At 68.5% G+C, this 19,484-nt stretch carries 17 protein-coding genes; 12 read left to right on the forward strand and 5 right to left on the reverse strand.

Going from position 1 to position 19,484, the window contains the following annotated elements; genetic code table 11:
- Positions 1 to 23: 23 nt before the first annotated feature.
- On the reverse strand, positions 24 to 2,159 hold the full coding sequence (locus HDA44_RS07315) for a peptidoglycan DD-metalloendopeptidase family protein (RefSeq protein WP_184832391.1): 2,136 nt from the start codon (positions 2,157 to 2,159) through the stop codon (positions 24 to 26).
- Positions 2,160 to 2,256: 97 nt separating this feature from the next.
- Between HDA44_RS07315 and lpdA the strand changes: the two genes are divergently transcribed.
- Positions 2,257 to 3,654: a dihydrolipoyl dehydrogenase gene (gene lpdA / locus HDA44_RS07320; RefSeq protein WP_184832392.1), complete on the forward strand. Its 1,398-nt coding sequence runs from the start codon at positions 2,257 to 2,259 to the stop codon at positions 3,652 to 3,654.
- Between the two features lie 80 nt (positions 3,655 to 3,734).
- On the opposite strand, the gene HDA44_RS07325 is transcribed toward lpdA, so the two are convergent.
- Positions 3,735 to 4,481: a hypothetical protein gene (locus HDA44_RS07325; RefSeq protein ID WP_202887243.1), complete on the reverse strand. Its 747-nt coding sequence runs from the start codon at positions 4,479 to 4,481 to the stop codon at positions 3,735 to 3,737.
- A gap of 176 nt (positions 4,482 to 4,657) precedes the next feature.
- On the reverse strand, positions 4,658 to 5,410 hold the full coding sequence (locus tag HDA44_RS07330; RefSeq protein WP_184832394.1) for a metallophosphoesterase: 753 nt from the start codon (positions 5,408 to 5,410) through the stop codon (positions 4,658 to 4,660).
- 152 nt (positions 5,411 to 5,562) lie between these two features.
- Here HDA44_RS07330 and HDA44_RS07335 point away from each other — a divergent pair, with 152 nt between their 5' ends.
- The 6 genes from HDA44_RS07335 (at position 5,563) to HDA44_RS07360 (ending at position 11,434) form a co-directional block, all read left to right on the forward strand.
- Positions 5,563 to 6,921, forward strand: coding sequence for a dihydrolipoyl dehydrogenase family protein (locus HDA44_RS07335; protein ID WP_184832395.1), 1,359 nt, complete (start codon positions 5,563 to 5,565; stop codon positions 6,919 to 6,921).
- Between the two features lie 46 nt (positions 6,922 to 6,967).
- A complete protein-coding gene (locus HDA44_RS07340; RefSeq protein ID WP_184832396.1) occupies positions 6,968 to 7,987 on the forward strand; it encodes an energy-coupling factor ABC transporter permease in 1,020 nt (339 codons plus the stop codon).
- Positions 7,984 to 8,742 (forward strand): cobalt ECF transporter T component CbiQ, encoded by a 759-nt coding sequence (gene cbiQ / locus HDA44_RS07345; RefSeq protein WP_184832398.1) that lies wholly within the window; start codon positions 7,984 to 7,986, stop codon positions 8,740 to 8,742. The genes HDA44_RS07340 and cbiQ overlap by 4 nt, the downstream gene beginning before the upstream one ends.
- The gene (locus tag HDA44_RS07350) at positions 8,739 to 9,512 is read left to right on the forward strand and encodes an energy-coupling factor ABC transporter ATP-binding protein (protein WP_184832400.1); all 774 of its coding nucleotides are present in this window, start codon (positions 8,739 to 8,741) and stop codon (positions 9,510 to 9,512) included. Before cbiQ ends, HDA44_RS07350 begins: the two co-directional genes overlap by 4 nt.
- 135 nt (positions 9,513 to 9,647) lie before the next feature.
- Complete coding sequence (locus HDA44_RS07355) at positions 9,648 to 10,433, forward strand: SGNH/GDSL hydrolase family protein (RefSeq protein WP_184832402.1); 786 nt, start codon at positions 9,648 to 9,650, stop codon at positions 10,431 to 10,433.
- Between the two features lie 182 nt (positions 10,434 to 10,615).
- Complete coding sequence (locus HDA44_RS07360; RefSeq protein ID WP_184832404.1) at positions 10,616 to 11,434, forward strand: SRPBCC family protein; 819 nt, start codon at positions 10,616 to 10,618, stop codon at positions 11,432 to 11,434.
- Here the strand turns inward: HDA44_RS07360 and HDA44_RS07365 are convergent.
- Positions 11,381 to 13,684, reverse strand: coding sequence for an ATP-binding cassette domain-containing protein (locus tag HDA44_RS07365; protein ID WP_184832406.1), 2,304 nt, complete (start codon positions 13,682 to 13,684; stop codon positions 11,381 to 11,383). The two genes, HDA44_RS07360 and HDA44_RS07365, sit on opposite strands and share 54 nt — an antisense overlap.
- A 73-nt stretch (positions 13,685 to 13,757) precedes the next feature.
- A complete protein-coding gene (locus HDA44_RS07370; RefSeq protein ID WP_337905702.1) occupies positions 13,758 to 14,303 on the reverse strand; it encodes a MarR family winged helix-turn-helix transcriptional regulator in 546 nt (181 codons plus the stop codon).
- Positions 14,304 to 14,358: 55 nt separating this feature from the next.
- Here HDA44_RS07370 and HDA44_RS07375 point away from each other — a divergent pair, with 55 nt between their 5' ends.
- The 5 genes from HDA44_RS07375 (at position 14,359) to HDA44_RS07395 (ending at position 19,421) form a co-directional block, all read left to right on the forward strand.
- Positions 14,359 to 15,162, forward strand: a complete 804-nt coding sequence (locus HDA44_RS07375) for an SDR family NAD(P)-dependent oxidoreductase (RefSeq protein WP_184832410.1) — start codon at positions 14,359 to 14,361, stop codon at positions 15,160 to 15,162.
- Between the two features lie 38 nt (positions 15,163 to 15,200).
- Entirely contained in the window at positions 15,201 to 16,253 is a 1,053-nt protein-coding gene (locus HDA44_RS07380; RefSeq protein WP_184832412.1) for a LacI family DNA-binding transcriptional regulator, read from the forward strand.
- A gap of 89 nt (positions 16,254 to 16,342) precedes the next feature.
- Positions 16,343 to 17,632: an extracellular solute-binding protein gene (locus HDA44_RS07385; RefSeq protein ID WP_184832414.1), complete on the forward strand. Its 1,290-nt coding sequence runs from the start codon at positions 16,343 to 16,345 to the stop codon at positions 17,630 to 17,632.
- 14 nt (positions 17,633 to 17,646) lie between these two features.
- The gene (locus tag HDA44_RS07390; protein ID WP_184832416.1) at positions 17,647 to 18,543 is read left to right on the forward strand and encodes a carbohydrate ABC transporter permease; all 897 of its coding nucleotides are present in this window, start codon (positions 17,647 to 17,649) and stop codon (positions 18,541 to 18,543) included.
- The gene (locus HDA44_RS07395; RefSeq protein ID WP_184832418.1) at positions 18,540 to 19,421 is read left to right on the forward strand and encodes a carbohydrate ABC transporter permease; all 882 of its coding nucleotides are present in this window, start codon (positions 18,540 to 18,542) and stop codon (positions 19,419 to 19,421) included. The genes HDA44_RS07390 and HDA44_RS07395 overlap by 4 nt, the downstream gene beginning before the upstream one ends.
- Positions 19,422 to 19,484: the final 63 nt, after the last annotated feature.

Genomic DNA, 19,484 nt, shown 5'->3' on the forward strand with positions numbered 1-19,484 from the left:
GTGGTCGATCCAGGCGCTAGGCGCTAGGCGCTTGGGGGTTTGCCGAACTCCCAGTGCCACGGCTCCTCGCGGTTGCCGCCCTGCTCGGCCCAGCCCGGGTGCAGCCAGCCGTAGTTGCCGGCGTGCGCCTTCATCCACAGGTACTGCGGGGTGTTGTACTTGTCGATCCCACCGCACAGATCGACGGCCACACCCCAGCCGTGGTTCGACGTACCGGGCAGTGCGGCCAGCGAGGGCTTGCGCTGGTACAGGTCGACCTGGGCGGTGTACGAGCGGTACGAGTCGGTGATGCACAGCGACTTGCCGAACTGAGCCCGGTAGGCGCCCGTCATCTGCAGGTACGCGGCCGCGGCATCGCAGCGGAGCATTTGGCCGCCACCGATCGCACAGAGCTTGCCGGCCGGGATCATGCCGTTGCTGTAGCCACCCCAGCCGGTGCTGGCGGAACCGGTCGCCAGGAACGGCATTGGGTTGACCGGATCGCCGCCCAGCCGCACCTCGAAGTGGAGGTGTGGACCGGTCGAGTTGCCCTCGCTGCCGACCGCGCCGATCTGCTGACCGGCGGTGACCTGCTGGCCGTCCGTGACGTCGACTCGGCTCAGGTGCGCGTACAGGGTTTCCAGCCCGTTCCCGTGGTCGATCCGGACCAGGTTGCCTGCCCAGCCCGGGTGCTCGACGCGTACGACGCCCGAGGTGACCGCGCGGACCGGTGTACCGATGGCGGCGGGGAAGTCCTGGCCGGTGTGGAACCCGGTCGACCACATCGAACCGGACTGGCCGAAGGGTGTGCCGATCTCGTACGTGCCGTCCGGCAACGGCCAGGTCCAGGCGCCGGTGCCGACGTCGTACGAGGTGGCGGTGTTGCCGCAGCGGAACGCGTACGCGTCGGAGGTCGCGGCCGGCGGTACCTGCGGCTTGGCCGGTGCGCCGAGGGTCGGGCGCAGCGCCGCGTACAGGTTGTCCGGGACGGTGGTGACGACGACCGCGCCCTTCGCCTCGTCGGCGGCGATCATCTCGCCGTTGTCGAGGGCGACGCCGATGTGAACGAGCCCGAGCGACTTGCTGCCCATCACGAGCAGATCGCCCGGCTCGATCTGGGCATTCGGCACGGCCTGGTAGTCCGGGTACACCTTCGAGACCAGGTTGGGCAGAGTCGTGTACGGCTCCCAGGCGACTCGCGCGGCGCCGAGACAGCCGTACTTGTCCGGCCCGGTCGCGGCGACACCGTACGGCTTGCCGACCAGGCTGAACGCTTGGTTGACCGCGCGGATCGCTTCGGCGGACATGACCCGTACCGTCCGGCCCGCGACTGCCACGGAGGCGACGCCGGGGACGGCCGCGCCGCGCCGGGTCAATGGGGCCAGGCCGGCGGGCAGCTTGTTCGGGTCCTTCAGTACGGCGGCGGCCGGGGGAGTGATCTTTGTCGTGGTCAGCTCGGTCAGGTACGCCTGCCAGCGGCTGAGCGCCTGCTGATTGCGCGCCTTCTGCAGTTGCTGGGACAGGGCGGACGCCACGTCGAGATCGGCCGCTTGGTTGGCCATGGACGCCGTCGCGTCTGCTGCCTGCTGCTGGACCTGCTTGCTCAGCTCCTGCGCCTTCGCCGCCGCTTGGTTCGCGGCGGCACGCTTGGCGGCTGCCTCTCCCTTGAGCCGGTTCGACTCGGACTCGGCCGCCATCGCGGTCCGGTACTGCGCGACCTGCGTGCTGCCGAGCTGGGTGATCGCGGTCTGCCGGTCGGCGATCTCCTGGAGGTTCTCCGCGACCGGGGCGAGCGACCAGAGCATCGACTCAGTACCCATCACGGTGGGGATACCCAGTTGGTACGCCTGCGCGGTCAGTACGCCGAGCCGGCGCCGCTCCTCGTCCGCCTTGCCGCGGGAGGTGGTCGCCGTGCTCTCCGCCTTCTTCGCGGCGGCCTCCGCGGCCTGGGCGTCCTTGAGCGCCTTCGTGTACGCGATCGTCGCCTTTGCGAAGTCGGCCTGGACGGCGGCGGCCTCGGCCTGGAGCTGCTCGAGCGACCGGTTCACGTCGGTCACCGAAGCGGGCGGCGGCTGCGACGTACTGGGCGAGGGATCGTCGGCGTAGGCCGGCAGCCCGATCACCGCCAGCAACGTGCCGAGCGCCGCGAACCGCAGGCCGCGGCGTCTCCCCAGTTCCATCCGTCCCCCTGGACGCCTCATTCCGTGTCACGCCTCACGCGCGAGCCCAGCGTAGGCGCCGTACGGTCCTTACGGAACCCCGGTTAGCATTCAGTCCATGGCCTCGCACTTTGACGTTGTTGTCCTCGGCGCGGGTCCGGGTGGGTACGTCGCGGCGATCCGCGCAGCCCAGCTCGGTCTCAAGACCGCAATCATCGAGAAGAAGTACTGGGGCGGTGTCTGCCTGAACGTGGGCTGCATCCCGTCCAAGGCGCTGCTGCGGAACGCCGAGCTGTCGCACATCTTCCGGACGGAGGCGAAGACCTTCGGGATCAGCGGCGAGGTCAGCTTCGACTTCCCGACGGCGGTGCAGCGCAGCCGCAAGGTCGCCGACGGCCGGGTCAAGGGCGTCCACTTCCTGATGAAGAAGAACGGCATCACCGAGTTCGACGGCTGGGGCTCGTTCACGGACGCGAACACGCTGGACGTGACGCTGAACGACGGCTCCGCGGAGACCGTCACCTTCGGTTCCTGCATCGTCGCCACCGGCGCGACCACCAAGCTGCTGCCGGGCACCCAGCTGAGCGAGCGCGTGGTGACGTACGAGGAGCAGATCCTGACCGAGGAGCTGCCCGGCTCGATCGTGATCGCCGGTGCCGGCGCGATCGGCGTCGAGTTCGCGTACGTGCTGGCGAACTACGGCGTCAAGGTGACGATCGTCGAGTTCCTGGACCGGATGGTGCCGCTGGAGGACCCGGAGGTCTCCAAGGAGCTCGCCAAGGCGTACAAGAAGCTCGGGGTCGACGTGCTCACCTCGACCCGGGTGGACTCGATCGACGACTCCGGTGCCTCGGTGAAGGTGACCGTGACCGGCAAGGACGGCGTCCAGAAGACGATCGAGACCGACAAGGTACTGCAGGCGATCGGCTTCCAGCCGCGCGTCGACGGGTACGGCCTGGACAAGATCGGGGTCGCGCTGACCGAGCGCGGCGCGATCGACGTGGACGGCCGGTGCCGGACCAACGTGCCGAACATCTTCGCCATCGGTGACGTGACCGCGAAGCTGATGCTCGCGCACGCGGCCGAGGCGATGGGCGTGATCGCCGCCGAGACCATCGCCGGGCACGAGACGATGGAGCTCGACTACGCGATGATCCCGCGGGCGACGTTCTGCCAGCCGCAGATCGCCAGCTTCGGGTACACCGAGGAAGAGGCCCGCAAGCTCGGCCACGAGGTGAAGGTGGCCAAGTTCCCGTTCACCGCGAACGGCAAGGCGCACGGCCTGGGCGACCCGACCGGTTTCGTGAAGGTGATCAGCTCGGCCCAGTACGGCGAGCTGCTCGGCGCGCACCTGATCGGCCCCGAGGTCACCGAACTCCTCCCCGAGCTGACCCTGGCCCAGAAGTGGGACCTGACCACCAAGGAACTGGCCCGCAACGTACACGCCCACCCGACCCTGAGCGAGGCCCTCCAGGAGGCCTTCCACGGCCTCGAAGGCCACATGATCAACTTCTGATCTTCTTCCTGAAACCGGTGCGCCAGGCAGACGCCTGACGCACCGGTTTGTTATTTCAAGAGTCTATTTCGGGCCGCTTGCTATTTCAGCGCGTCGTGCAGGCGCTCGTACCCCGGAGCCAATTCGGTCATGATCTCGGCGGCACGGGTGAATTCACGCTGCACGATCGGGAATTGCAGCCGGCCGAGAATCATCGCCTGCTGCCGCGCGATCTCCGCCGCCGCCGGTTCGCCGACGACCGCCAGCCAGGTCGCCGCGTCATCCAGCCGCCGGGCACCCAGCCGCACCGCGAACCCCGCCAGGTGCTCCCGCATCCCCTCGTCGATCCCGCCCGCCAGCATCGCGCTGATCCGGTGCACGGCTGCCGCCGAGTCCTTCGACAACCACTCCACCGCGTACGGCAGCGACTCCCGAACGGCATCCTCGACTCGTACGTCGCGGAGCTTCCGGAAGTTGCTCCGCATCACGTACGGCCCCGCGACGGCCACCTTCTCCGCGCTCCAGGCCGTCATGAACTGGCTGATCGGCAAGGTCACGTACGGATATCCTTCCGGATCGTGCATGACGACGACCTCGTCGGTCACCTCCAGCACGACCACCCAGTGATCCGTCCCGTCCGCCACGCCCCGCGACCACGGCTGATGCGTGAACAACCCCATCTCGATGGGGCCGACCACCACCGGACCCGCTTCGCACGCTCGCCGCAACCGCTCCAGCGCGTCGTCGCGCGCCCCGCCCTCGGTCCGCTCGCACTCCCACCCCAGCAACCCGATCGCCACGTCGAGCCCGCGATCCGGCTCCCACCCCGGCGGATCAAAATACGGCACCCCGGTTTCCTCCACCTGAGCCCCGAACGGCGCCCCCGTCACCACCTCCACCAAACCCGGCGAAACCCCACCCAAAACCATCGCCAGCGAATTCGAATAACAATAAGTCCCACCACCAATATATCCAGTCACGCCACCATGCTGACATTTTCACCGCTAATTGTCAGCACGGGGATTTACAGCGGGTACCTGAAGGTGGTTTGGAAGGGTTCGCCGGGGGAGTGGACGTGGAGGGCCAGGCCGGGGTGGGCGGTGGGGTCCAGGAAGGAGGTGGTGGGGGTGGGTTCGAAGTCGTAGGGGACGGTGGAGCGGATGCCGGGGGCGCCTAGGACCGGGTGGCCGGCGAAGGTGGTGGTGATGGCGGTGTGGACGTGGCCGGTGAGGATGGCGGTGATGGGTTTGGCGGTGAGGACCTCGGCCAGCGGTGCTTGCTGCTCGAGTTTCCACTGGTCCATGACTGGGTGACGCAGGTTGAGGGGCGGATGGTGCATGGCTACGAAGAGCGGGCCGTCGAAGGGCTCGCGCAGTACGCCGTCCAGCCAGGTGAGTGAGTCGGGGGAGATCAGGCCGTGGTCGGCGCCAGGGACAGTGCTGTCGACGAGTACGAACCGCGCGCCGCCGACGTCGCGTACCTGATGGACCGGGTGTCCCTCACCAGGCGACGTGACAAAGGACGCCAGGCCCGTACGCAGGGGACTGCTGACGTCGTGGTTGCCAGGTAGTACGAGCACCGGCACGTCCAGCGACAACTCGCTCGCCACCTCGGCGTACTCCTCCGGCAACCCGTGATCCGCAAGATCACCCGTCACCAGCACCACGTCGACCGGCCGGCTGAAGCTCGACACGTACGAAGTGATGCGCCGGAGCCGCGCTCGCGCCTCCTCGGTGCCGTCGAGATGAGGGTCACTGAGATGCGCGATCACATACATGCGAAAACCCTAACCGCAGAACCCCGCGGGCAGCGCTCCACAAGGCACCAGCCCGACCTCCCAGAACTTGTACGACCGATCAGCCACTTACGGTGCGGTGACGCGCCGGGTCGGAACTTGGCCGGGCAGCGCCGGTCTGAGAGATTGACGGCATGGCTGAACAGGTGGACGTGGTCGTCGTCGGGCTTGGTGTCGGTGGGGAGGAGACGGCCGGACGGCTGGCTCAGGCGGGGTTGCGGGTGGTCGGGATCGAGTCCCGGCTGGTCGGCGGCGAGTGCCCGTACTACGGCTGCATCCCGAGCAAGATGATGATCCGGGCCGCGAACCTGATCGCCGAGACCCGTCGTGTCGACGGGATCGCCGGTACGGCGTCCGTGCAGCCGGACTGGGCGCCGGTGGCGAAGCGGATTCGGGACGAGGCGACCGACAACTGGAACGACCAGGTCGCGGTGGACCGCCTGGTGAACAAGGGCGCGACGGTGATCAAGGATCGCGCCACGATCACCGGGCCGGGTACGGTCCGCGCCGGCGACCGTGAGTTCGAGGCGGCGCGCGGGATCGTGATCGCGACCGGGACGGTCCCGTCGGTGCCGCCGATCGAGGGCCTGGAGGGTACGCCGTACTGGACGAACCGGGAGGCGATCGAGGTCGAGACGCTGCCCACGTCGCTGGTTGTCCTCGGCGGCGGCGCGATCGGGCTGGAACTGGCCCAGGTGTTCGCCCGGTTCGGCGTCCAGGTGACGGTCGTCGAGGGCGCGCCCGAGGTGCTGTCGATGGAGGAGCCCGAGTCCGGGACGCTGGCCCGGGAGGCGCTGGAGCGGGACGGCGTCACCTTCCACTGCGGCGCCCAGGCCCAGCGGGCCGGGTACGCCGCCGGCTCCTTCACGGTCACGCTCGCGGACGGTACGCAAGCAACCGGTGAGAAGTTGCTGGTGGCAACGGGTCGCCGGGTCGCCACCGCCGAGCTCGGGCTGGACAAGCTGGGGCTCGACGCGTCCGCGCGCCGGGTCGAGGTCGACGAGCATGTCCGCGCCGGTGACGGCGTGTGGGCGGTCGGTGACGTCACCGGCGTCGGCGCGTTCACCCACAACGCGATGTACCAGGCCGACATCGCCGTCCGCGACATCCTGCGGGAGCCGGACGCGCCGACGGCGAGTTACCACGCGATGCCGCGAGTGACCTTCACCGATCCGGAGATCGGCGCGGTCGGGCTGACCGAGAAGCAGGCCCGCGAAGCTGGGCTGAACGTACGGACCGGGTCGACGCCGATCCCGTCGTCCTCGCGCGGCTGGATTCACAAGGCCGGCAACGAGGGCTTCATCAAGGTGGTCGCGGACGCCGATCGTGGCGTACTGGTCGGCGCGACGAGTGCCGGGCCGACCGGCGGTGAGGTACTGAGCGCGCTGGCGGTCGCGGTGCACGCGGCCGTACCGATCGAGTCACTGGCGCGGATGATCTACGCGTACCCGACGTTCCACCGCGCGATCCAGGAAGCTCTCAAAGCTTTGTAGTTGTCAATGTTTGCGAATCAGTCGCAACAGGATCACCATGGTCGGCGTGCATGTTCCTGACGGCTTCTTCAACGCGCCAACGTCCGTCGCCACCGGCCTGATCGCGGCCGGGGCGGTCGGCTTCAGCCTGCAACGGGCGAACCGTGAGCTCCGCGAGAGCGGCCCGGCGCTGGCCGGGCTGACCGCGGCGTTCGTGTTCGCCGTCCAGATGGTGAACTTCCCGGTCGGCGCGGGCACGAGCGGTCACCTGCTCGGCGGCGCGCTGGCCGCGGCGCTGGTCGGGCCGTGGACCGCCGTACTGGTGATGTCGACCGTGTTGCTCGTCCAGGGGCTGTTGTTCGCGGACGGCGGTCTGACCGCGCTCGGCACCAACATCACGCTGATGGGCCTGATCACGGTGCTGGTCGGGTACTTCCTGACCCGGGCGCTCCTGAAGGTGCTGCCGCGCCGCGTCGGCAGTGTCGTACCCGCCGCGACCGTCGGCGCGCTCGTCTCGGTGCCGGTCGCGGCGCTGGCGTTCACCGGCCTGTACGCGATCGGCGGCGCGGTCGACATCCCGCTCGGCAAGCTCGCGACCGCGATGGTCGGCTGGCACGTACTGGTCGGGATCGGCGAGGCGGTGATCACCGCGGCCGTACTCAGCGCGGTCGTCGCGACCCGCCCGGACCTCGTGTACGCCGCGCGGCACCTGCAGCAGGACCTGATTCTCGTGGACGCCGACGGGAACACCTCGACGGTGTCGCCGGACAAGCCGATCGCCGCGAAGCCGGCCGGCCGGACGCTCGGGGTCGGCATCGCGGTCACCCTGGTCGTCGCGGGTGGGCTGAGCTTGTTCGCCAGCGCGCACCCGGACGGGCTCGAGTTCGTCGGCGCCAAACTCGGCTTCGAGGGCGCGGCCAAGAAGTCCGCGGTGGCCGGTAGTCCGCTGGCCGATTACGGCGTGCACGGGATCGGCAACGCGGAGGTTTCCGGCGCGCTCGCGGGCATCATCGGCGTACTGGTGACGATCCTGGTCGGGCTGGCGATCGCCAAGCTCGCGTCGCTCCGGGCGGGCAAGGCGTCGTGACCGGCGACGGCCTGCTGGTCGCGGTGGACGGCCCGGTCCACCGCATCCCGGCGCAGGTCAAGCTGGTCGCGCTGTTCGTGTTCGTGCTCGCGGTCGTGTCTACCCCGGCCGCGGTCTTCTGGGCCTTCGGCGGGTACGCGGCGATGCTCGTGATCGCGGTCGTGGTCGCGAAACTGCCGGCGCCCGTGGTGTCGCGGCGGCTCGCGGTGGAGACACCGTTCATCGTGTTCGCGCTGCTGCTCCCGTTCGTCGCGACCGGCCCGCGCATCGACGTGCTCGGCCTGCACCTGTCCCAGTCCGGCGTACTCGGCGCGTGGAACGTACTGGCCAAAGGAACCCTCGGCGTGATCGCGGCGATCGTCCTGTCGGCGACGACCTCGCCGCGGGAGCTGCTCGCGGGCCTCGAACGGTTGCGGCTGCCCGCGACGCTGGTAGCGATCCTGTCATTCATGGTCCGCTACCTGAGCGTGGTCTCGGATGACCTGCACCGGATGCGGATCGCGCGGGAGTCCCGTGGGTACACCGGCGGGCGGGCCGGTCATCTGAAGGCGGTCGCCGGGGGAGTTGGCGCGCTGTTCGTGCGCAGCTTCGAGCGTGGTGAGCGGGTGCATCTGGCGATGCGGTCGCGCGGTTACACCGGCCGGATGCCGCAGCTCAGCGTGCAGGGCGCGTCGAGCCTGCAATGGACCCAGGGGCTGGCGATCTCCCTGCTCGCGGTGACGATCGCGGTCGCGGTTAGGCTGCTGGGCTTGTGAACGCACCCGCCATCGAAGTTGAACGGCTCGTCTTCGCGTACCCGGACGGCCGGCAGGCACTGTTCGGCGTCGACTTCACCGTCGCGCGCGGCGAGCGGGTCGCGCTGCTCGGGCCGAACGGCGCCGGCAAGACCACGCTCGTACTGCACCTGAACGGAATCCTCGGCGCGGTCGCGGGCGGGACCGGCAGCGGCCGGATCCGGATCGGTGGGACCGGGTTGCACCGCGAGCACCTGACCGAGGTACGGCGGAAGGTCGGGCTGGTCTTCCAGGATCCCGATGACCAGTTGTTCATGCCGACCGTACGGGACGATGTCGCGTTCGGCCCGGCCAATCTCGGGTTGCGCGGCGCCGAGCTGGACGACCGGGTGCACGAAGCGCTCGTCCAGGTCGGGATGCAGGACCACGCCGACCTCGCCCCGCATCACCTGTCGTTCGGTCAGCGGCGCCGGGTGGCGGTCGCGACCGTGCTCGCGATGCGGCCGGAGGTGCTGGTGCTGGACGAGCCGTCCAGCAACCTCGATCCCGCCGCGCGGCGCGAGCTGAGCGACATCCTGGCCGGTCTCGACGTGACGCTGCTGATGATCACGCACGACCTCCCGTACGCCCTGCAGTTGTGTGAGCGGAGTCTGCTGATGGACGGCGGCCGGATCGTCGCGGACGGGAAGACGCGCGATCTGCTGGGTGACGCCGAGCTGATGCGGGCGCACCGGCTGGAACTGCCGTACGGGTTCGACCCGCTCTCGGTACCCGGGCCCGAACGGATCTGAGCGCTGAGCCACGGCCACCCGGAATCCATGGTGAATTTGTTACCAAGCCCTTGTGTGTTACTCGCCAGTCGGGTGACAGTGACGTTGAGTACTTCATACGCCACCCACCGCACACACGCAAAGGCGGTCCGCCCCATGAAGTCAGTCATCAGCCTGCTCTCCGCCGCGGCCCTCGGCGCCGCGATGCTGCTCAGCCCCGGTGTCGCGCACGCCGCCGCGCCGAACTACGTCGCCCTCGGTGACTCGTACGCCGCCGGCGTCGGGACTCGCACGTACATCTCCAGCAGCGGGAACTGCCAGCGGTCCACCAAGGCGTACGCGTATCTGGACGCCGCCCGGATCGGCGCGAACCTGACCTTCGTCGCCTGTTCCGGCGCCAAGGTCGCCGACGTCACCGCGAACCAGCTGCCCTCCGTGACCAGCTCGGCCGGCATCGTCTCGGTGCAGGTCGGCGGCAACGACGCCGGGTTCTCGTCCGTCATCACCGAATGCGCGAAGCCGTCCTGGCTCGGCGACTGCTCCACCGCGGTCGCGAACGCCCAGGCGATCATCAACAACACGCTTCCCGGCCGCCTGAACACGCTGTACTCGTCGATCAAGAGCCGCGCGTCCGCGGCGAAGGTCGTCGTGGTCGGCTACCCGCGGCTGTTCAACGGCACCGACTGCAACGCGGGTACGTTCTTCAGCCCGGACGAGATGACCAAGCTGAACGCCACCGCCGACCTGCTCAACTCCAAGGTCTCCGCCGCCGCGAGCGCGGCCGGCTTCGCCTTCGTCAACCCGACCTCGGCGTTCATCGGGCACGCCGTCTGTGGCAACCCGGAGTGGATCAACGGCCTGTCGAACCCGGTCACCGAGTCGTATCACCCGAACGTCAACGGCCAGGCGGCGTACGCCAATCTGGTCGAACCGGCGCTCTGATCAGGGCCGGAACGGATTCCGGGATGCGGACACGCCCAGTTCGTGGTGTCATGCTGAGGTGGTGGTGCGTCCGGTGAACGAGGCCGGCCCCGGAGGGGTGGCCGACGTCGTACGCCGGGCGGGGGGACCTGCCCGGCGTACGGTGGTTGATCGTATATGCCTGAAGAGGTATATATAGATTCATGAGCACCGAGACGCTGAGTTCCGAGAGTGGCCGGACCGTGCTGCGGATGCGGCGGGAGTTGCCGCATCCGGTGGAGAAGGTCTGGCGGGCGATCACCGAGCCGAAGCAGCTGTCCGGGTGGTTCCCGGCCGCGGTCGAAGCCGAGCTGCGGCTGGACGGGCCGATGGTGTTCTCGTTCCCGGGCGAGCCAGGGGCGCCGGTCGCCCTGCAGACCACCGGCGTGATTCGCGCGTACGATCCGCCGACGCTGCTCGAGTACACCTGGGGCGCGGAGCTGCTGCGCTGGGAGCTGACGCCGACCGACGCCGGCTGCACCCTGCACCTGACCGCGACGTACGACGACCGGCCGGGCTCCGGCAGCTTCGCCGGCGGTTGGACGCTGTGCTTCGACGCGCTCCAGCGGGTGCTGGGCGACACGGTTCCGGAGCAGGACTACCGCGTACTCCATGAGCACTTCGCGACGGCGTTCGGCCTCGACGAGGGTGCGCTGACCGAGGACGGCGGCGTACGGTTCGAGCGGCAACTGGTGAAGCCGAAGGAAACGGTCTGGAAGGTACTGTGCGGCGCACAGCCGGCCACCGCGGGCACCCAACCGCCGAGCGGTTTTGTTGCCAAGGGCATCGAGCCGGGCGTGGTGAGCAAGGTCGAGGAACCGCTCGAGCTGGTCTACGGCTGGAACGGCGGCGAGGTCAGCTGGACCCTCCGCGACGGCAACGGCGGAGCCCGCCTGGTGCTGACCCAGACCGGCCCCGCCGCCGACCAGCTAGCCGCCTGGCACGACCTGATCGAATCCCTCGCCGCCGAGCTCGTCGGCTGACACGTACTCGCGCAGGTGCACGGCGGTGACCGTCGGGCTGCTCTCCACCAGATCGGCGGGGGTGCCTTCGAAGACGATGCGGCCGCCGTCGTGACCGGCGCCGGGCCCGACGTCGATCAGCCAGTCGGCGTGCGCCATCACCGCCTGGTGGTGCTCGATCACGATCACCGTGTTGCCGTCGTCGACCAGCGTGTCCAGCATCCCGAGCAACTGGTCGACGTCGGCCAGGTGCAGCCCGGTCGTCGGCTCGTCCAGGATGTAGATCGAGCCGGTACGGCCCATGTTGATCGCCAGCTTCAGCCGCTGCCGCTCGCCGCCGGACAGTGTCGTCAACGGCTGGCCGAGGCCGACGTACCCGAGCCCGACCGTCGCGAGCCGCTCCAGGATCGTCCGGGCAGTGCCGCGCTCGAAGAACTCCCGCGCCTCCGCCACGGTCATCCGCAGGACCTCGCTGATGTTCTTCCCACGCAGCCGGTAGCCGAGTACTTCCGGGGTGAACCGGGCGCCGTTGCAGTCCTCGCAGACCGATGCCACCTCCGCCATCATGGCGAGATCGGTGTACACCAGGCCGATGCCCTTGCAGGTCGGGCAGGCGCCGACCGAGTTGGCGCTGAACAGCCCGGGCTTCACCTTGTTCGCCTTCGCGAACTCGGCCCGGATCGGGTCGAGCAGTCCGGTGTACGTCGCCGGGTTGCTGCGCTTGGACCCACGGATCGGCTCCTGACCAGCGATGATCACGCCGTCCCGCCCGGCCAGCGACCCGTGGATCAGTGAGCTCTTTCCGGAGCCGGCGACCCCGGTCACCACGGTCAGTACACCGAGTGGAACGTCAACGCTGACGTCCTGCAGGTTGTGCAGGGTCGCGTTCTCGATCGACAGCTTCCCGGTCGGGCGGCGCACCTCGTCCCGTACGCGCACCCGGTGGTCCAGGTACTTCCCGGTCAGTGTGCCGGAGGTCTTCAGCCCGGCCAGATCACCGGCGTAGCAGAGCCGCCCGCCGTTCAGGCCGGCGCCCGGGCCGAGGTCGACGATGTGGTCGGCGATCCGGATCGTCTCCGGTTTGTGCTCGACCACCAGCACGGTGTTGCCCTTGTCGCGCAGTTGCAGCAGCAGGTCGTTCATCTGCTGGATGTCATGCGGATGCAGGCCGACGGTCGGCTCGTCGAACACGTACGTGACGTCGCTCAAACTCGATCCGAGATGGCGTACGAGCTTGACCCGCTGCGCCTCGCCGCCGGACAACGTGGACGATTCGCGGTCCAGGCTGAGGTACCCGAGACCGATCGTCACGAACGACTCGAGCAGCTGCCGGAGACCGTCGAGCATCGGCCCGACGCCGGAATGGTTGACCCCGGCAACGAACTCGGCGAGATCGCTGATCTGCATCGCGGAGCACTCGCCGATGGTCCGGCCGTCGACGGTCACGCTCCGGGCCGCCTCGTTCAGCCTGGCGCCGCCACACGCCGAGCAGGTCTCCTGCCGGATCGCCCGCTCGGCGAACGCCCGGGCCTGGCCCTGCATCGACTGGATGTCCTTGCTCAAGTACTGGCGCTTGAGCTTGCTGATCAGGCCCTCGAAGGTCAGATTGCTCTTCCCGACCTTCACCTTGGTCGGCTCCTGGTACAAGAACTGCCGCCAGGCCTCGGCCGGGTAGTCCTTCAGCGGCAGCTCGGCGTCGAACAGGCCCGAGGTCGCCGTCAGCTGCCAGTACCAGCTGTCGACCGCGTAGCCGGGGGCCTTGATCGCACCCTGGTTGAGACTTTTCTCGACGTCCACCAGCTCGTCGAGGTCGAACTCGGTGGTCCGCCCGAGTCCTTCGCAGGCCGGGCACATGCCTTCGGCCCGGTTGAAGCTGAACGCTCCCGGCGGGCCCGCGTACGGAGTGCCGGCCCGGCTGAACAGCACCCGGAGCATGGTGTGCGCGTCGGTCGCGGTGCCGACCGTGGACCGGGCGTTGGCGCCGATCCGTTCCTGGTCGACGATGATGGCGGCGGACAGGTTCCGCAGCGCGTCCACGTCCGGCCGGCCGAGGCTGGGCATGAAATTCTGGACGAACGCGGTGTACGTCTCGTTGATCAGCCGCTGGGACTCGGCGGCGACGGTGCCGAACACGAGGGTGGACTTGCCGGAGCCGGAGACTCCGGTGAAGACGGTGAGCCGGCGTTTCGGAATGTCGAGCGAGACGCCGCTGAGATTGTTCTCGCGGGCGCCGCGCACCTGGATGACGTCATGGCTGTCAGCAGGAAGCATCCTTCAATAGTCTCATTGAACCGTTCAGAGGAACTTTGATGAAGCTTCGTAGCCTGGGCGATGGCAAAAACCTTCAAGAGTCGGAGGAAGGTTGGCGAGCCACCCGGGCGACCTGGTCGAGGAGTTCCTGGAGCTGGCCGGCGAGTTGGGTACGGGCGCCGGGGGAGAGCGAAGCGACCAGTTCGGCCTCGCGGGTGAGGACCTGGTCGACGGTGCGTTCGATCAGTTCGTGGCCGGCCGGGGTGAGCGTGACAACGACCGCGCGGGTGCCGTCGTCGGCGGCGCGGCGGGTGACCAGGCCGGCGTCCTCGGCCCGAGCGACCCGTTGCGAGATCGCGCCGGCGGTGACGAGCGTACGGCGAGCGAGCTCGCGCGTACTGACCTCGTACGGCGCGCCGGCGCGGCGGAGCACGCTGAGCAGATCGAGGGTGGCCGGATCGATACCGGCGTCGGCGAGGACCCGGCGACGGTCGTCGGCGAACAGTTTCGCCAGCCGCCACAGCGGAGTGACGATCTCGATCGAGTCGGTCGGCGTACCTGGGCGCTCGCGCTGCCAGGCGCGGGCGATCTCCGCCGCGGGGTACGTGTTGGGTGAATCGAGTGGGTAGTTGTCCGTCACGTTCCCCATGCTACGTTTAGAGCTAAACATTTAGACCTAAACGTGGGAGATGGCTATGCGTACGATCGTGGTGACCGGGGGAGCGACCGGTATCGGGCGGGCGACCGCGGAGCAGTTCCGGGCTGATGGTGACGAGGTGGTGATCACCGGGCGGCGCGCTGACGTGCTGGCCAAGGCGGCGGCCGAGCTTGGTGTCAGGGGAGTGGTGTGCGACGCGACCGACCCGGCGCAGATCGAGCAACTGCTCGCCGAGCTACCCGAGCGGATCGACGTCCTGGTCAACAACGCCGGCGGCAACACCGACTTCAATCAACCGGCAACGGACCTCACGCAGCGACCGAACGGCGGCCCGGCTGAGCGTCCGGGCGGCGACCAGGTTCAGCCACCCGGTGGCGAGGTGGTTCAGCCGTCGGGTCGGGAGCTGATGCAGTTGAAGGCGGCCTGGCTGGCCAACCTGGAGGCGAACCTGATCTCGGCCGTGCTGACCACCACCGCGCTCGCACCCCGCCTGACGGCGGCTGTCGTCCATCTGGGCTCGATCGCCGGCGCGCGTGGAGCCGGTTCGTACGGCGCTTCCAAGGCGGGACTGGCCCTGTGGAACGCCGAGGTCGCCGCCGAGCTCGGCCCGCGCGGCATCACCTCGAACGTGGTCGCGCCCGGCTTCACCGCCGACACCGAGTTCTTCCAAGGCCGGCTGACCGCCGAGCGACGTGAGACGTTGCTCCAGGCAACCTTGACCAAGCGCGAGGGCCAGGTCGCCGACATCGCGGCCACCATCCACTTCCTCGCCTCCCCGGCCGCCCGCCACCTCACCGGCCAGGTCCTCCACGTAAACGGCGGCGCCCTGACCACCCGCTAACCACCTGACAACGGTGGGCAGGTGTGACAATGGCCGGTATGCGTCCCACCGTCAAAGATGTGGCAAAGCTGGCTGGGGTGTCGCCGAAGACGGTGTCCAACGTGATCAACGGGATCGTCTTCGTCCGGCCGGAGACCCGCGCCCGGGTCGAGAGCGCGCTGGCGGAGCTCGACTACGTGCCGAACATGAGCGCCCGCGGCCTGCGCAACGGCCGGACCGGGATGATCGCGCTCGCGTTGCCGGACCTGCTCCGCCCGTACTCGGCCGAGATCGTCCACCTGGTCGTCGAGCTCGCGCACGAACGCGGCTGGGGCGTACAGATCGAGCAGACCGCCGCCGAGCCGAAGCGTGAGTTCGAGCTGCTGTCGAAGGCCCGCGCGTACCTGGTCGACGGCCTGATCCTGAACCCGGTCAACCTCGACGACAGCGCGGTCCTGTCCGCGGGCCCGCTGCCGCCGCTGGTGCTGATCGGCGACGTCGACCAGGACCTGGTCAGCCAGGTGGCGATCGACAACGTCGCCGCCGCGCGGGACCTGACCCAGCACCTGCTCGACCGCGGCTGCCGCCGGATCGCCGTCGTCGGTACGCCGGAGGTCCCGCGCGGATCGAGCGGCGCGGGCGTACTGGCCGGATCGTCCGCGGGCGAACCGGGTACGGCGGCGTCGCGGCTGCGGACGGCCGGGTACCGCGAGGCGCTCGCGGCGGCCGGCATACCGGTCGATCCGGCGCTGGAGATCAGCCTGGACCGCTGGCGGCCGGAGGGCGCGGCGACCGTGGTGGGGAAGTACCTGACCGAGCACGAGCTGCCGGACGCGTTCTTCTGCTTCACCGACTCGATGGCCGCCGGGGCGTTGTCGGCGTTGTGGAGCGCGGGCGTCCGCGTACCGGAGCAGACGCTGGTGGCCGGGTTCGACAACATTCTCGAGAGTCAGTTCATGATTCCGCCGTTGACGACGATCGACTTCGACCGGCGTGAGTTCGTCGCGGCCGCGCTCGACCTGCTCGGCGAGCGGATGGCGGACAAGGCGGCACCACCGCGCCGGGTGATGGTCCCGCACCGGGTGATCGAGCGGGCCAGTACCGCACGATAACGGATACGTTTCCACAAAATCCCACATCGCAGTCTTGTCTGCGGCATTCTAACGATGTAATTTTCGGTTCGCCTCTCGAAGGAGACCGAATGAGTGACCTCTCCCGGCGCGGCCTGCTGAAGACAGCGGCCGCGCTCGCCGGTGGCGGGTTGCTCGTCGGCTGCGCGCCTGGTGCGTCGCGGTCGGCGACCGACCTCAGCTATTGGCACCTGATGACCGGTAGTGACGGCGCGGTGATGGCCGGCCTGGTGGACGCCGTCAACGCCGCGAACCTCGGGTTCCGCGCGACCCAGACAGTGCTCGCCTGGGGCCCGCCGTACTACACCAAGCTGGCGATGGCCTCGGCCGGCGGCCGCGCCCCGGACGTGGCGATCATGCACGCGTCCCGGATCGCCGGGTACGCGCCCGGCGGGCTGCTGGAACCGTGGGATCTCGACCTGCTGGCCGAGGTCGGCCTGCACGAAAGCGACTTCCCGGCGCGGGTCTGGGAGAAGTGCCAGTACGACGGCAAGCCGTACGCGATCGCGCTCGACACCCACCCGTTCGTGCTCTACTACAACACCGAGCACGCGCGGAAGGCCGGAGTCACGGACGCGCTCCGGACGATGAAGAGCCCGGAGGAGTTCACCGAGGTCGCGACCAAGCTGCAGCAGGTGACCGGCAAGCACGGCCTGTCGTACGGGTATCTGGGCGACGGCTCGCAGATGTGGCGGCTCTTCTACACGCTGTACCGGCAGACCGGCGCGGACATGAAGCTGGTGCCTGGGCAGAAGGCCGAGGTGGACGAGGACGCCGCGGTGAAGACGCTGAAGTTCATCCGGTCGCTGCTGAACGACAAGATCGCCTCCCGCAGCGGTGATGGCGGTACGGCGACGGCCGAGTTCCTGCACGGCGAGAGCGGCATGTTCTTCGGCGGTGTCTGGGAGCTGCCCGCGCTGAAGGACGCGAAACTGCCGGTCGACGCGATGCCGATCCCGACCTTGTTCGGTACGCAGGCGGCGTACGCGGACTCGCACACGTTCGTACTGCCGCGGCAGTCGAAGGTCGATCCGGAGCGGCGCAAGCACGTGTACCGGATGGTCGCGGAGATCCTGAAGCGCTCGGTGAAGTGGGCCGACGGCGGCCACATCCCGGCGTACCAGCCGGTGACGAAGAGCGCCGAGTACCTGGCGCTGAAGCCGCAGTCGAACTACGCGGGCATCCCGGCGTACGTGAACTACGACCCGGACGTGTGGTTCAGCGGTGCCGGCAGCGACTTCCAGAACTACTTCTCCGAGAACGTCCAGAACGTGTTCCTCGGCAGTGGTGACCCAGCGGCCGGGTTCGACGGGTTCGTGGCCCGGCTGAACAAGCTGCTCGACCGTCCGCAACCGGTGTGAGAGGAGAGACTCAGATGTCTACTGCTGGTGGCCGGTTGAAGGCCAAGCGCGGGGAAACCCTCACCGGATGGGCGTTCGCGGCGCCGTTCGCCGTCCTGTTCGGGCTGTTCCTGGTGGTACCGGCCGTGTACGGCCTCTACCTGAGCTTCACCGGTGAGACGCTGACCGGCGCGGGCAGCGGCCTGGTCGGGCTGTCGAACTACGCCGACGCGCTGCGCGACCCGGACATGTGGAAGTCGCTCGGCAACACGTTGTGGTTCACGCTGTTGAGCACTGTCCCGCTGGTGGTGCTGTCGCTCGCACTGGCGTTGCTGGTGAACCTCGGTCTGCCGGGTCGCTGGCTGTGGCGGCTGTCGTTCTTCCTGCCGTACCTGCTCGCGTCGACCGTCGTGGTGATGTTCTGGAGCTGGATGTACAACCCGACACTCGGGTTGATCAACGGCGTCCTCGCCAAGTTCGGTGGCGCTCCGGTGGCCTGGCTGCAGGACCCGAAGGTGGCGATGCTGTCGGTCGTGATCACCACGCTGTGGTGGACGATCGGCTTCAACTTCCTGCTCTACCTGGCGGCGCTGCAGAACATCCCGGAGCAGCAGTTCGAGGCGGCCGCGATCGACGGCGCCGGCAAGTGGCGGCAGCTGTTCTCGATAGTGATCCCGCAGCTGACGCCGACCACCGTGCTGATCCTGATGCTGCAGATCCTGGCGTCGCTGAAGGTGTTCGACCAGATCTACATGCTCACCAACGGCGGACCGGGCGGCAAGACGCGGTCGATCGTGCAGTACATCTACGAGTCCGGCTTCACCGGTTACCGGTTCGGCTACTCGTCGGCCATCTCGTACCTGTTCTTCGCGCTCATCGTCCTGGTGTCGCTGGCGCAGTACAAGCTGATCAACCGCAGGAGCGCCGCATGAGTACGTACACGCTGAGCCGGGGCATCAAGCGAACGCACAAGCCGGGCGAGAATCCCTGGAGCGTGTCCAGAATGGCCGCGCTGCTGGTGCTCGCCGTGCTGGCGGCGACCTGGCTCGTACCGTTCGCGTGGGCGGTACTCACCTCACTCAAGAGCGAAGCCGACGCCGGCGCGTCCGGGCTGACGATCAAGCCGCCGGACGGGTTCAGCTTCGACGCGTACAGGAAGGTGCTTTCGGCGGGTGACATTCCCTCCTGGGCGTGGAACAGCCTGATCACGTCGGTGGCGATCACGCTGATCACGGTCGCCACGTCGGCGCTCGCCGGGTACGCGTTCTCGCGGGTGAACTTCAAGGGCAAGCGCTGGCTGTACGCGGCGATCATCGCGGCGATCATCATTCCGCCGCAGCTGCTGATCGTCCCGCTGTTCCGGCAGATGCTGGCGTTCAACCTGGTCGACACCTATTGGGGGATCATCCTGCCGCAGGCGTTCGCGCCCGCGATGGTGCTGATCCTGAAACGGTTCTTCGACCAGATCCCGGTGGAGCTGGAAGAGGCGGCAAGGGTGGACGGCGCGAGCCGGTTGCGGGTGTTCTGGTCGATCGTGCTGCCGTTGTCGAGGCCGATCCTGGCGGCGGTGGCGATCTTCGTGTTCATCGGCGCCTGGAACAACTTCCTCTGGCCGTTCATCGTCACCACCGACGCGCACCTGATGACGCTGCCCGTGGGTCTGCAGACGGTGAAGAGCGCGTACGGCCTGCAGTACGCGCAGAACATGGCCTCCGCGATCCTGGCCGCGCTACCACTGGTCGTGGTGTTCCTGTTCTTCCAGCGGCAGATCATCAAGGGAATTGCTACCACTGGCTTCGGTGGTCAGTAACACCCAACGACTCAGCCCGAACTCAGCCAGAACTCAGCCGGGCAGGAATCGCCGGACCGGAGT

It is taken from the genome of Kribbella solani, assembly GCF_014205295.1.
In the GTDB taxonomy this organism is placed as follows: Bacteria; Actinomycetota; Actinomycetes; order Propionibacteriales; family Kribbellaceae; genus Kribbella; species Kribbella solani.

Excerpts from the sequence above, each read along its gene's own strand:
- HDA44_RS07315 (WP_184832391.1), bottom strand. The coding sequence starts at position 2,159 with ATGGAACTGGGGAGACGCCGCGGCCTGCGGTTCGCGGCGCTCGGCACG.
- lpdA (WP_184832392.1), top strand. The coding sequence starts at position 2,257 with ATGGCCTCGCACTTTGACGTTGTTGTCCTCGGCGCGGGTCCGGGTGGG.
- HDA44_RS07330 (WP_184832394.1), bottom strand. The coding sequence starts at position 5,410 with ATGTATGTGATCGCGCATCTCAGTGACCCTCATCTCGACGGCACCGAG.
- HDA44_RS07335 (WP_184832395.1), top strand. The coding sequence starts at position 5,563 with ATGGCTGAACAGGTGGACGTGGTCGTCGTCGGGCTTGGTGTCGGTGGG.
- HDA44_RS07355 (WP_184832402.1), top strand. The coding sequence starts at position 9,648 with ATGAAGTCAGTCATCAGCCTGCTCTCCGCCGCGGCCCTCGGCGCCGCG.
- HDA44_RS07360 (WP_184832404.1), top strand. The coding sequence starts at position 10,616 with ATGAGCACCGAGACGCTGAGTTCCGAGAGTGGCCGGACCGTGCTGCGG.
- HDA44_RS07365 (WP_184832406.1), bottom strand. The coding sequence starts at position 13,684 with ATGCTTCCTGCTGACAGCCATGACGTCATCCAGGTGCGCGGCGCCCGC.
- HDA44_RS07375 (WP_184832410.1), top strand. The coding sequence starts at position 14,359 with ATGCGTACGATCGTGGTGACCGGGGGAGCGACCGGTATCGGGCGGGCG.
- HDA44_RS07380 (WP_184832412.1), top strand. The coding sequence starts at position 15,201 with ATGCGTCCCACCGTCAAAGATGTGGCAAAGCTGGCTGGGGTGTCGCCG.
- HDA44_RS07385 (WP_184832414.1), top strand. The coding sequence starts at position 16,343 with ATGAGTGACCTCTCCCGGCGCGGCCTGCTGAAGACAGCGGCCGCGCTC.
- HDA44_RS07390 (WP_184832416.1), top strand. The coding sequence starts at position 17,647 with ATGTCTACTGCTGGTGGCCGGTTGAAGGCCAAGCGCGGGGAAACCCTC.
- HDA44_RS07395 (WP_184832418.1), top strand. The coding sequence starts at position 18,540 with ATGAGTACGTACACGCTGAGCCGGGGCATCAAGCGAACGCACAAGCCG.